9 protein-coding genes are annotated in these 11,526 nt (G+C 69.5%); 6 read left to right on the top strand and 3 right to left on the bottom strand.

Annotated features, from left to right (window positions below):
* The first annotated feature begins 602 nt into the window (after window positions 1-602).
* The 3 genes from ACFVWU_RS15530 to ACFVWU_RS15520 are packed head-to-tail and all read left to right on the top strand — an operon-like array spanning window position 603 to window position 5,146.
* The gene (locus ACFVWU_RS15530; protein WP_387620279.1) at window positions 603-1,430 is read left to right on the top strand and encodes an FAD binding domain-containing protein; all 828 of its coding nucleotides are present in this window, start codon (window positions 603-605) and stop codon (window positions 1,428-1,430) included.
* The gene (locus ACFVWU_RS15525) at window positions 1,427-4,144 is read left to right on the top strand and encodes a molybdopterin-dependent oxidoreductase (protein WP_387620276.1); all 2,718 of its coding nucleotides are present in this window, start codon (window positions 1,427-1,429) and stop codon (window positions 4,142-4,144) included. The genes ACFVWU_RS15530 and ACFVWU_RS15525 overlap by 4 nt, the downstream gene beginning before the upstream one ends.
* 3 nt (window positions 4,145-4,147) lie before the next feature.
* Entirely contained in the window at window positions 4,148-5,146 is a 999-nt protein-coding gene (locus tag ACFVWU_RS15520; RefSeq protein ID WP_387620273.1) for an antibiotic biosynthesis monooxygenase, read from the top strand.
* A 36-nt stretch (window positions 5,147-5,182) separates the two neighbouring features.
* Here the strand turns inward: ACFVWU_RS15520 and ACFVWU_RS15515 are convergent, their stop codons facing one another.
* A complete protein-coding gene (locus ACFVWU_RS15515; RefSeq protein WP_387620271.1) occupies window positions 5,183-6,769 on the bottom strand; it encodes a Na+/H+ antiporter in 1,587 nt (528 codons plus the stop codon).
* Window positions 6,770-6,944: 175 nt separating this feature from the next.
* Here ACFVWU_RS15515 and ACFVWU_RS15510 point away from each other — a divergent pair, with 175 nt between their 5' ends.
* Window positions 6,945-7,184, top strand: a complete 240-nt coding sequence (locus ACFVWU_RS15510; protein WP_387620268.1) for a hypothetical protein — start codon at window positions 6,945-6,947, stop codon at window positions 7,182-7,184.
* On the opposite strand, the gene ACFVWU_RS15505 is transcribed toward ACFVWU_RS15510, so the two are convergent.
* Window positions 7,162-8,427 carry an RNA-guided endonuclease InsQ/TnpB family protein gene (locus ACFVWU_RS15505; RefSeq protein ID WP_387620266.1) on the bottom strand — a complete coding sequence of 422 codons (1,266 nt, stop codon included), beginning with the start codon at window positions 8,425-8,427 and terminating at the stop codon, window positions 7,162-7,164. The two genes, ACFVWU_RS15510 and ACFVWU_RS15505, sit on opposite strands and share 23 nt — an antisense overlap.
* Before the next feature lie 24 nt (window positions 8,428-8,451).
* On the opposite strand from ACFVWU_RS15505, the gene tnpA reads away from it, so the two are divergent.
* On the top strand, window positions 8,452-8,868 hold the full coding sequence (tnpA, locus tag ACFVWU_RS15500) for an IS200/IS605 family transposase (RefSeq protein ID WP_387620264.1): 417 nt from the start codon (window positions 8,452-8,454) through the stop codon (window positions 8,866-8,868).
* A 200-nt stretch (window positions 8,869-9,068) separates the two neighbouring features.
* On the opposite strand, the gene ACFVWU_RS15495 is transcribed toward tnpA, so the two are convergent.
* Window positions 9,069-10,574, bottom strand: coding sequence for an FAD-dependent monooxygenase (locus ACFVWU_RS15495; protein WP_387620262.1), 1,506 nt, complete (start codon window positions 10,572-10,574; stop codon window positions 9,069-9,071).
* Between the two features lie 135 nt (window positions 10,575-10,709).
* On the opposite strand from ACFVWU_RS15495, the gene ACFVWU_RS15490 reads away from it, so the two are divergent.
* Window positions 10,710-11,441 (top strand): SDR family oxidoreductase, encoded by a 732-nt coding sequence (locus ACFVWU_RS15490; RefSeq protein WP_387620260.1) that lies wholly within the window; start codon window positions 10,710-10,712, stop codon window positions 11,439-11,441.
* The last annotated feature ends 85 nt before the right edge of the window (window positions 11,442-11,526 follow it).

The following is an 11,526-nucleotide window of genomic DNA, read 5'->3' as shown; positions in this document are numbered from 1 at the left end:
GGCCGGCGATGAATCCCAAGCTGCCAGAGCGGATCCGCCACCGCCAAGACCCCCTCACCACGATCCCCGGTCGTAGCCGAAGAACCCCGCACCGCCGCGAGTGACGGGCAGCCCGGAGCGCGTCGATCCCCACCGACCCTCCCGGCCTGCACGAACACCCCCACCCACCCGACAAACAGTCCTAAAAGGGTGCAAAACGGACACTACTATCCGTCGTCGCACCCCACATCCACGTGTGAGCGCACTCACCACCCAGACCCCGGCGACATCACCGACCGACCCACCATCACCACGCAGAGTCAACACCAGGCACCCGCCACCGGTGACCGCCACCACACCCCGACCCCACAGGAACGACACCGGAACCGGGCAGGGCTGAAATGGCGGGGCCGACCCGTTCTGCATAGGCTCGAAGGGAATCCGCGCGCCCGCCGGGTCTTCCTGCGGCAGTGTTCGACCGCGGCGGCCGGCCCCCGATCCTGCCGCGCGAGGTCGCGCCGCGCCCGGTGCCGTCATGGACGCGAACGGCGCCGCGCCCTGGGTCGGTCGAGTTCGATGGGCCGTCCGTCGCACGGTGATCGTCGCAAGGGAGATCGATTCCCGTGGATCTCAACACCATCACCGAAGTCGTCCGCCGCCCCCCGGATCGACCGGGCGCGCACTGGCGCGAGGGCGACGCCTGGCTCGCCGGGGGAACGTGGCTGTTCTCCACGGAGCAGCCGGGCCTGCGTCGCCTGATCGACCTGACGGCGTTGCGTTGGGACGCCCTCGTGCCGGGCGACACGGGCCTTGAGATCGGCGCCACCTGCACCATCCGTGACCTGTATGCCTTCGTGCCGCCGGACGACTGGATCGCGGGCACCCTTGTCGCGACGAGCTGCGACGCGTTCCTGGCCTCGTTCAAGGTGTGGAACTCGGCGACCGTCGGCGGCAACATCTGCATGTCCCTGCCGGCCGGCCCGATGATCACGCTGACGGTCGCCCTGGAGGCGACGTACGAACTGTGCGCCCCGGACGGGTCCGCGCGCGTCGTCGACGCCCTCGACTTCGTGACCGGCGACAACCAGAACGTTCTGACTCCCGGGGAAGTCCTGCGGCGCATCACCATTCCGGCGCGCGCGCTGAGGAAACGCGCCACGCACCGACGCTTCGCGCTGACCCGCCTCGGCCGTTCGACGGTCTTCCTCGTCGGTACTCAGACGCCCGGCACGAACGACCTGCTGCTCACCGTCACGGCCGGCACCACACGGCCGGTGCGCCTTGCCTTCGACACCATGCCCGATGCCCGGACCCTGCGGCAGAGCATCGACGTCGTCCCCGCCGACGTCTGGTTCGCGGATCCCAACGGGACCCCTGACCACCGTCGACACCTGACACGGCACTTCGCCGAAGAGATTCGCCACGAACTCATGGCTGGGAGCCCGGCGTGACCTACACCGTGAACGGCAGACGTTTCGACGAGGAACCGGACCCCGGCCAGTGCCTGCGCACCTTCCTTCGTTCACTCGGCCACTACGGCGTCAAGAAGGGCTGCGACGCCGGCGATTGCGGTGCGTGCACGGTGTGGTTGGACGGCACTCCGATCCACAGCTGCATCACCCCCGCGTTCCGCGCGGACGGTCGTGAGGTGACGACGATCGAGGGCCTCGGATCACCCGGCGATCTGCATCCCGTGCAGCGGCAGTTCCGCGACGCCCCGGGATTCCAGTGCGGCTTCTGCACCGCCGGGATGATCATGACGTCGGCGACGTTCACCGAGGCCCAGAAGGAGGACCTGCCACGGGCGTTGAAGGGAAATCTCTGCCGCTGCACCGGCTACCGGGGGATCGAGGATGCCGTGAAAGGCGTCGTCGGTGTCGAGACCGCTGCCCCCGGTAAGGCCGTGGGGACGAGCGTCGCTACCCCGGCGGCCGACGACGTGGTCACCGGCCGCGCCGAGTTCACGATGGACACCCGCATCGACAGCATGCTGCACCTCAAGGTGCTGCACTCACCGCACGCGCACGCCCGGATCGTCTCGATCGACAAGACCGCCGCACTCGCGGTTCCCGGCGTGCATCGCGTCTACACCTGGGAGGACGTGCCACGAAAGCGCTTCACCACGGCGATCCACACCGACCATCTCGTCGATCCGGACGACACCTTCATCCTCGACGACACGGTCCGCTTCGTCGGCCAGCGGGTCGTCGCAGTCCTGGCCGACACGGTCGGGGCGGCGGAGGAGGGCTGTCGGCGGATCGCCGTCGAGTACGAGGTGCTGCCGGCGGTCTTCGACCCCGAGGAGGCGATGGCCGAGGGGGCGCCGCAACTGCACGGCTCGCACGACCCCTTCGTCCGCGACCCCGTGCGCAACATCCTGCTGGAGCTCCACGCGCGCACCGGCGATGTCGACGCGGGGTTCGCCGAGGCCGACGTGATCCACGAAGGCACGTACTCCTCGCCGCGCGTGCAGCAGGCGCATCTCGAAACCCACGGCTCGATCGCCTGGATGGAGGACGGCCGTCTGAACGTCCGTACCAGCTCGCAGTCACCGTCGATCGCGAAGGTCAAACTCGCCTACCTGTTCGCGCTGCGCCCGGACCAGCTCCGGGTGTTCTGCAAGCGCGTGGGCGGCGCCTTCGGCGGCAAGCAGGAGGTGTTCTCGGAGGATCTGGCCGCGCTCGCCACCCTGGACACCGGGCGGCCCGTCTGCTTCGAGTACACCCGCGAGGAGGAGTTCACCACGGCTTCGCCGCGGCATCCGATGACGCTCACGGTCAAACTCGGCGCGAAGGCGGACGGAACGCTGACGGCGTTCCAGGTCCGCAACGTGTCGAACACGGGCGCCTACGGCAACCACGGCGGCGAGACGCTGTACGCGGGTGGCGCGGCCGGCATGATCTACCGCTGTCCCAACAAGAAGTACGACGCCTTCGCCGTCTACACGAACACCGTTCCGAGCGGGGCGCTGCGCGGTTACGGGATGACGCAGCCGACGTTCGCCGTGGAGTCGGCGATGGACGAACTGGCACGCGCCCTGCACCTCGATCCGCTCGAACTGCGGCGCCGCAACATCGTGCGGCCGGGTGATCCGCTCGTCGCCCTGGACGACGGTCCCGACGACCTGCTGTTCACCGAGGAAGGGCTCGCGAAGTGCATCGACCTCGTGGACGACGCTCTGGCCCGTACGGCCGATCAGCCGTCCCCCGGCCCCGGGTGGCTCGTCGGGGTCGGCGTGGCGAGTTCCCTGCACGAGACCGCGCCCCCGACCGAACACATCTCGGAGGCCTGGGTCACGCTCGGCGACGACCTCCGGTACGAGGTGGCCGTGGGAACGGTCGAGTTCGGCCAGGGCACCCCCACCGCCCATGTCCAGATCGCGGCCAACCAGCTGGGCACGACGCCCTCGCGGATCCGCCTGGTGCAGTCCGACACCGACCGCACGGGATTCGACACCGGCGCCTTCGCGAGTGCGGGCCTTTTCGTGGCGGGCAACGCGGTGCTTCGAGCGGCCAACGCCGTGCGCGACCGGATCCTGGAATTCGCCGCCGCTCACACGGGCGTCCATGTCGTGCTGTGCTCGATGGACGACGACGGCGTCGTGTGCGGCGACCGGCGGGTGTCGTTGGCCGAGCTCGTCGCCCTGGCCCGCGGGCGCGGAATCCGGTTCACCGCCGCCCGCAAGGCCTACGGCTCCCCCCGAAGCGTCGCCTCCAACACGCAGGGTTTCCGCATCGCCGTCCACCGGGTGACGGGCGAGATCCGCATCCTCCACAGCGTCCAGGCGACGGACGCCGGCAACATCATCAACCCCGCGCAGGTCCGGGGACAGGTGGAGGGCGGTGTCGCCCAGGGGATCGGCTTCACGCTGACCGAGAACTACCTCGTCGACGCCGATGGCGTCATGGTCAACCCGAACTTCCGCAACTACCGCATCCCCGCCTACGCCGATGTCCCCCGTACCGACGTGCTCCTGGTGGAGTCGGCGGATTCCTTCGGGCCCCTGCGGTCGAAGGGGATCGCGGAGTGCTGCATCAATCCGGTGGCCCCCGCGTTGGCGAACGCGCTGCACGACGCCACGGGTGTCCGCTACCGCGCACTGCCCCTGACCCCGGAACGGATTTACGGCCGGCTCAACGAGAGCCGGTCGGTGCCAGCGGCCTGAGCCATGAACACGGACAGGCCGGACAGGCACCTGAACGGCGGCCGGCACGAGGACGCCGCGGCGACGGCGATCATCGGCCAGAAGGTCCTGCCCGGACTGGAGCGGGAGTACGAGACGTGGCAGGAGGACGTCAACGCCGCCGCCGCCGGCTACGCCGGGTTCCTGAGCGCCGAGATCTCCCCACCGACGCCCCGGCAACCCGACTGGGTCGTCGTCTACCGGTTCGACTCGATCGCCCACATGCAGGTGTGGATCAACAGCGCGACCCGGCAGCGTTTTCTCGATGCCGGCAGCAGGTACTTCGACGGCCCGGCGACCCAGCAGGTCGTCGTCGGCGGCACTCGAACAGCGGATCCGCTGGTGACCGTGGTGGTCACCCATCGGGTCCACCCGCGCCGCGTCGACGACTTCCTCGCCTGGCAGGACCGCATGAGCCAGGAGGAGAGCACGTTCGAAGGCTTCCGCGGAACCGAGCTCTTCCGCCCGATCGAGGGTCTTCAGGACGAGTGGACCACGCTGTACCGGTTCGACACCGCCGAGCACCTCGACGCCTGGCTGACGTCGGCCGAGCGGCGGGAGCTCCTCGCCGAGGGCGCGGAGTTCAGCTCCTTCGAACTGCGCACGATCGACAACTCCTTCGGCAGCTGGTTCGCCTTCGAAGGCGATGGCCGGCAGGCGCCGCCCCCCTCGGAAACCAAAACCGCCGTGGCGGTCTGGGTCGGCCTGTACCCGACCGTGGTGCTGCTGACGCTCGTCCTGTCGCCGCTGAAGATGCCGCTGTGGCTCGGGCTGCTGGTGGGCAACCTGCTGTCGAGCTTCATCATGAGCTTCTTCACGATGCCCTACTACGTGAACCCGCTGCTCAGGCGGTGGCTGCGGCCGTCACCGGGCGAACCCGCGGTGAGGACCAACCTCGTCGGCCTCGGCATCGTCGCCGCGGTGATCGCGTTCTGGGTCGTCGTCTTCTACCTCGTGACGACCCGGTTCTGGTCGCTGCCCTGACCTGGTGCTCCGCGCATCGCCTGCCGCGCGGACCCGTCAGTCGCGGGCACGGAGGCTGGCTTCCTCGAGGTCGAGTTCGCGCTGGATCCGGCGCCGGGTGGCGTTGCTGATCATGTTCGCTTCGTAGAGGCGCTGGAGCTCGGCCGCCTCGATGCCGATGAGTGTCCGGCGTATCTCGCGGTAGGCATCGGCGGGACGGGCGTCCGGGTCACTGTAGTGGGCGTCTTCCGCTTGGTGGATGCGCGCTTCCAGATCGCGACGAGCCTGTTTCAAGGCGGTCTCGGCAGCGGTGCCCAGTTCGGCGAGCTCATCCAGGTCGCCGAGCTGTCTGAGCTCTTCGAGAGCGGTGTGGGCGATGTGCCGGCGGGTCCGGGCCTCCTCGCGGGCGGTGTGCTCCGGTTCCAGGGCGATGCCCGAGCGGCGGACGACAGGAGCGAGGGTGAAGCCCTGGAAGACGACGGTGAGCGCGACGGTCCCGGTGGTGAGCGTGAGGATGAGCGCCCGGTGCGGCAGCGGCGCCCCGGTGTTGGTGACCAGGGGGATGGAGAGCGCGGCGGCCAGCGGCATGACGCCTCGGGTGCCCGCCCAGGACAGGACGGCCGGAACGCGCCAGGAGAGGCGGCTGTCGCCCTCCTTGTGCCGGTAGTGGATCAGGGCGGACAGCGGGAAGACCCACAGCAGGCGGATCGCCAGCACGGTGAAGGCGATCACCGGCACCCACAGCGGCCAGCCGTGCTCGTCGTGCGCGAGGTGACGGACCGCGAAGGGGAGCTCGAGACCGATGAGGGCGAAGACGACGCTCTCCAACAGGAAGGTCACGGTGTCGTAGACGGCGTGGACCTGGAGACGGACGGGGGCGTTGCTGAGCTTGTGGCCGGTGCTGCCGAGGACCACCCCGGCCACGATGACGGCGGTCACGCCGGAGGCGTGCGAGTCCTCCGCGATGACGTACGAGGCGTACGGGGTGACCAGTGCGATGACGGTCTCCAGCACGGGGTCCTCGGTCCGTCTGCGGATGAGGGTCACCACCGCGGCGACCGCCGCGCCGATGAGGGCTCCTCCGCCCGCGAGGAGCAGGAACTGCTCGATGGTCCCGGACACGGTGATGGCGCTGCCGGAGACCGCGGTCGCCACGGCGACCTTGTACAGAACCAGCGACGTGGCGTCGTTGAACAGGCTCTCCGCCTGCACCATGGCCTGCACCCGCGGGGGGAGGGACAGGCGCCGGCCGAGCGCGGTGACGGCCACGGGGTCGGTGCTGGCCAGGACGGCGCCGAGGATGAACGCGGCCGCGATGGTGAGCGGGGTGATCGCTCGGGCGACATACCCGACGGCGACGGCCGAGACCAGGACCAGACCGAAGACCAGGCCGGTCACGGGCCGCCACACGCTGCGCAGGTCGCGAACGGAGATTTCCCCGGCCGAGGCGTAGAGCAGCGGCGGCAGCACCAGCACGCTGATCACGTGGGGCGCCAGGCGGACCTCGGGGACCCAGGGTACGAGCCCGACGACCAGACCGGCGATGACGAGGAGCGAGGGAGCGGGCAGGCGCCAGCGCCGGGCACCGGTCGCCACGGCCGTGGCGAGGACCACGAGCAGCAGGATGATGGTCAGGCCAGTCATACAGCGTCCCCGGTGGGTTACGGCTTGTTACCCCCCTCTGACCAGGTGCTCTATCAACGTAGCCGGATTACCGGCGCCCGGCCCACCGCCAACGGCGGCCCGGCGACGAGGACGGGCCCCTGGGCGGCGTACGGTGAAGAACGGCTGCTGGAATCTCCCCGCGAGGAGGCACGCCATGTCGACTTTCGTTCGTCGGGCACTGGTCGCCGTCATCGCCGCACCCTTCCTGGCCTCGGCCGCCATGGTGTCGCAGGCCGCCGCCGCGCCGCCCGTGCCCCAGGCGGCGACGACCGCCACCGCGCTGCCCGCCGTTCCGGCGTACACCTGCGCCACGCTGAAGAACTGGCTGGATCACCACGACGCGAACACGCCGGAGTGGCGCAAGGTTTCCGTCATGTGGTCGGAGCAGTGCTGACATTGACGTCCTCCCGGCCCTGAAGGACCGGGATTCCTACCACGGTCGAGTGACCGTCTCGGTGGGTTCCTGCTTCATCGCGCTGCGCCGGGACAAGTCCCGGTCTTACCTTCGCTCCACAGGCGTTTAGTCTGTCCGCCCGTCCGGCGGCCAGGATGTTGCGTGCGGCGTTCACGTCGCGGTCGTGGACGGTCGCGCAGCCCCCGCAGATCCATTCGCGGACCGTGAGGGGCTTGGGGCCGTCCTTGACTCCGCAGGTCGAGCAGACCTGGGAGGTGGGCTCGAAGCGTCCTGTCCTGCCGAAGTAGCGGCCGTGCTTGGCGGCCTTGTACTCCAGCATGGTGAGGAACGCGGACCATCCGGCATCGTGCACGCTCTTGGCGAGCCGGGTCCGTCCGAGGCCGGACACCGCAAGGTCTTCCACGTATACCGCTTGGGTCTCACGGATGATCTTCGTGGATTCCTTGTGGTGCCAGTCCCGGCGGCGGTCCGCCACCCTGGCGTGCTGACGCGCGACCTTCTTCCGGGCCTTGGCCCGGTTCTTCGACCCCTTCTCGCACCGGCTGAGGGCCTTCTGCAGGCGTTTGAGCTTCTTCTCCGCTCGGCGCAGGAACCTCGGGCTCTCGATCTTGCGGCCGTCGGACAGGACGGCGAAGTGGGTGAGCCCGAGGTCGATTCCGGTCTCGGTGTCGGCTTCCGGAAGGATCTGCGGCTCGGTGCCCACGACGAAGCCGGCCCAGTACCGCCCAGCGGCATCCATGGTGACCGTGACCGAGGTGGGCGCGGCCGGGAGCGGCCGGGACCAGTTGACTTCGAGGTCCCCGACCTTCGCCACGTACAGCCGTCCGTCCGGGCGCAGGGAGAAGCCGTTGGCGGTGAGCCGGATGCTCTGGCGGTTGTCGCGCTTGGACTTCAAGCGCGGCGGGGCGACCTTCGGTCCCTTGCGCTTGCCGGTGACGGAGGAGAAGAAGTTCCGGTAGGCGGTGTGCAGGTCCCGCAGGGACTGCACCAGCACCACCGAGGACACCTCCCCCAGCCACGCCCGTTCCTCGGTGCGCTTGGCCGCGGTGATGACCTGCTTCTGAAGGTCGGTGTCCTTGATGTACGGCAGCCCCTGCGCGTGGGCTTCCTGACGGGCGCGAAGGCCGTCGTTGAAGACCACGCGGGCACACCCGAACGCGCGGGCGAGCGCCAGGCGCTGGCCTGGCGCCGGCGTGACGCGGTAGTTGTACCGGAGCTGCACACGCAGCATCATATCGTTTGGTCTATGGATGAACTGACGGAATATCGGCGAGGCCGGAGCGTAGTCTCGGCGATGCACGTGCATTTGGTCTTCGTGACGAAGTACCGGCGAGGAGTACTGGACGACGAAATGCTGACGGTCTGCGAGGCGACCATGCGGAAGGTCTGCCAGGACTTCGACGCGGAGTTGAAGGAGTTCAACGGCGAGCGGGACCACGTGCACCTGCTGATCGACTACCCGCCGAAGGTATCGGTGTCCGGCCTGGTGAACAGCCTCAAGGGCGTATCCGCGCGCATCCTGCGGCGTGACTTCACCGGCCGCGTGAACCGGGCCATCATGCACGGCCACTTCTGGTCCCCCTCCTACTTCGCCGCGTCCTGCGGCGGAGCGCCGCTGTCGATCATCAAGCAGTACATCGAGCAGCAACAGCGGCCGGCGTGACAAGCCGTGGCCCGAGATCGGCTCGCTCCGCACCTCGGGCCGTAAGGTCTATCCCGGCCCTGAAGGACCGGGCTTGCACCCGATTCAATGGGTCAGCTGCCCGCGCCCGGCTCCGCAGGGTCCCGGCGCAGGGGCGGTTCGGTGTCGCCCGCCCCTCGGCGCCGAATCGGCGGGGTCCGCTTCGGGCACCGACGGCCCGTTCACGCCGCCGGGCGGTCCACCGCGCCCAGCCATTGCGTCAGGGCTTCGCGCACCTCGTCCGGGTCGGGGCCCTCGGCCGCCCACGCGGCGTAGCCGTCGGGCCGGACCAGGAGGGTCGGGCGCAGGCCGGCCGCCGGGGAGGCTGTCACCACCCGCCCCGCCCATGGCGCGGCGACCGCGGCGACATCGCGGCCCACCAGCACGAACCTGCCCTCCCGCAGCGCCTCGTGGAGCCGGGCCGGCTTCTCCGCCAGACGGAGGTCGGGAACCCGGCGCCCGGTGAGCGGATGAGAGCCCCGGGGCGCGGGGTAGGTGATCCCGATGCCGGAGATGCCGCGGGACGCGCGCGCCTCCACCACGGTCAACTGGTGCACGACGGTGGCCAGCGCGGCCCGCAGCGCGCGGATCAGAGGTGACCCGGTGGTGACGGCCGTGAGGAGTGCGTGACTGATCCGCAGGACCATCCGCCCCACCGGGTGACGCTCGGTGTGGTACCTGTCCAACAGTGCGTCACCAGCCCAGCCGTGCACAACGGCTGCCAGTTTCCACCCGAGGTTGGCGGCGTCCTGCAGCCCGGTGTTCATGCCCATGCCGCCGGCCGGCGAGTGGACGTGTGCGGCGTCACCCGCGAGGAACACCCTTCCCTGCCGGTAGCGGGGTACCTGCCGCTCGTCGCTGTGGAACCGGGAGAGCCACCGCGGGTCGTGCATCCCGAGGTCGTCGCCGATCGTACGCTTCGTGATGTCCCGGACGTCCTCCAAGGTCAGTGGCGCATCGTCGGGCATCTGTCGGTGCCGGTCCCAGCCGATGATCCGGTACCAGCCGTCCCCGAACGGCGCGAAGAACGTGAAACCGTCCTCGTTCGAGGCGAAGTTGAAGATCTCGTCGGGGGCGCGGTCGAGCAGCACATCGGCCAACATCACGGAGCTGATCGCCGACTTGCCGGGAAACGGCATGCCCAGGCTCTCCCGGACGGCGCTGCGCGCCCCGTCCGTACCGACGACGTAACGGGCCCTGAGTGTTCCCGTGGCGCCGTCCGGATGGCGCACATCCACGTCGACGCCGTCCGGGTCCTGCCGCAGCCCGGTGACCCGGGCCCCACGAAGCATGGTGGCTCCCGCTTCCTCGGTCCGGCGCAGCAGGGCCTGCTCGACCTGCCACTGCGGAACGGTGAGGATGAAGGGGAAGCGCGTGCGGAGGCCGGAGAAGTCGATGCTGAGGCGGCCGAACGGATGCAGCACCCGGGTTGGTGTGCCGATACGGAGCAGTTCGTCGGCCAGGCCACGGGCGTCGAGCTGTTCCAGGGTTCGTGCGTGGAGGCTGAAGGCGCGGCTCAGGTTGGATTCGTGCTCGCGTCGCTCCAGCAGTGTGACATCGACTCCGGACCTGGCGAGGTCACCCGCGAGCAGCAGGCCGGTCGGGCCGGCCCCGACCACCAGGACGTCCGCGTCCGGTGCCCCGTGCTGGTTCGAGGAGGCACTGGGTGACAGGTCCGTGGTGTTCACGCTTTCGAGTCTCGGTCCTGCGTGAGGGGGCTGCCACCGCTCGCCGGGACGGTCATGTTCGTCGAGGGTTGGCACTGCACAAGGCACATGACAGGGCACATGTCGGACACCAGTCGTCGAGGGAAGGCGCATGCCGTGAAGTTCGCAATCATCGGCGGAACCGGGCTGATCGGGTCACGGGTCGTGAAGAACCTGAACGCTGCCGGGCACCAGGCCGTACCGCACTCCCTGTCCACGGGCGTGGACGTCATCACGGGCCAGGGGCTGGAGACGGCCGTGGCGGGCGCCGACGTCGTCGTCAACCTGACGAATTCCCCGACCTTCGACGACGCCTCGCCCGCCTTCTTCCGGACCTCGATGGACAACCTCCTCGCCGCGAGCCGCAAGGGCGGGGTCGGGCACGTCGTCATCCTGTCGATCGTCGGCGTGGACCAGGTGCCCGATCTGGACTACTACCGGGCGAAGGTGCTTCAGGAGGAGATCCTCAAGGCCGGACCGATCCCGTATTCCATCGTCCGCGCCACGCAGTTCATGGAGTTCATGGACGCGACCCTGTCCATGACCGCCGACGGCGACACCATCCGTCTGCCGCGCACGCCGATCCAGCCGATCGCCGCCGCGGACGTCTCCGAGGTGGTCGCCGAAGTCGCCGCAGGCAGCCCTGTGAACGGCATCGTCAACATCGCCGGTCCCGATGTCTACCCGCTCGACGAACTCGGCCGGCTCACCCTGACCGCCAAGGGTGACGGGCGCCGTGTCGTCACCGATGACACCGCCGGCATGTTCGCCGCCGCCCACGGCGACGTCCTCACCGCCCCGAGCGATGCCCGCATCGCCCCCACCCACTACACCGACTGGCTCTCCTGAACAGCCCCTCCGGCGCGGCCGCCGGGCCGGACGGCCTGGCCCCTGCCTCCTTGCCGACGTTCTGGCAGTGGCAGAGGCGCGGCCT

The sequence above is a fragment of the Kitasatospora sp. NPDC058190 genome, assembly GCF_042883685.1.
Lineage (GTDB): Bacteria > Actinomycetota > Actinomycetes > Streptomycetales > Streptomycetaceae > Kitasatospora.
This window is presented reverse-complemented; position numbering and strand designations above follow the sequence as displayed.

Bases quoted from the DNA above. Each gene is read 5' to 3' on its own strand.
- ACFVWU_RS15520 (WP_387620273.1), top strand. From the start codon at position 4,148: ATGAACACGGACAGGCCGGACAGGCACCTGAACGGCGGCCGGCACGAG.
- ACFVWU_RS15515 (WP_387620271.1), bottom strand. From the start codon at position 6,769: ATGACTGGCCTGACCATCATCCTGCTGCTCGTGGTCCTCGCCACGGCC.
- tnpA (WP_387620264.1), top strand. From the start codon at position 8,452: ATGGATGAACTGACGGAATATCGGCGAGGCCGGAGCGTAGTCTCGGCG.
- ACFVWU_RS15510 (WP_387620268.1), top strand. From the start codon at position 6,945: ATGTCGACTTTCGTTCGTCGGGCACTGGTCGCCGTCATCGCCGCACCC.